The organism is Kocuria subflava (genome assembly GCF_012163155.1).
Lineage (GTDB): Bacteria > Actinomycetota > Actinomycetes > Actinomycetales > Micrococcaceae > Kocuria > Kocuria subflava.
Genome location: NZ_JAAVUN010000171.1, coordinates 1 through 604, shown reverse-complemented (window position 1 = coordinate 604; position 604 = coordinate 1). Strand labels below are relative to the sequence as shown.

The 604-nt window shown below is 72.2% G+C and carries 1 protein-coding gene; it reads left to right on the top strand.

The genetic code is table 11. The features are described 5' to 3' along the window. Positions 1 to 604: helicase-related protein (locus GTW58_RS13585; protein WP_280842330.1), on the top strand; the 604-nt coding region annotated here is incomplete at both ends.

The following is a 604-nucleotide window of genomic DNA, read 5'->3' as shown; positions in this document are numbered from 1 at the left end:
ATTCGGATGTTCTCGTGTTCCTCCCGGGTGCCTGGGAGGTCGCCCGGGTGGCCGAACGGATCCGCGCAACCGTGGACGCGGAGGCCGTGGAGGTTCTCGAACTGCACGGGCGGATCGACTCGCGCTCCCAGGACCGCGCGGTGTCCGGCCGCGGACCGAACGAACGAGCGCGAATCGTCGTGTCCACGGCACTGGCCGAGTCCTCCTTGACGGTGCCCGGCGTGCGGATGGTCGTGGATTCCGGATTGTCGCGGGTGCCTCGGCGAGACACGGTGCGCGGCATGTCCGGGCTGGTCACGGTCGCGGCGTCCAAGGCCTCGGCGGACCAACGTGCGGGACGCGCCGCCCGCTTGGGGCCGGGGCAGGTGGTCCGCTGCCATGACGAGCGTACGTGGGCGGCCATGCCCGAACAGTCGGCTCCCGAGATCGCCACGGGTGACCTGACGGACGCGATGTTGACGCTGGCCGTGTGGGGCACGCCGCGCGGCGTCGGGTTGAGCTTGCCCGATCCCTTGCCGGAACGGGCCGCACGGGAAGCCGAGGGGGCCCTGCGAGGCCTGGGTGCGGTCGACGACGACGGTCGCGCGACCCCTCTGGGCCACAG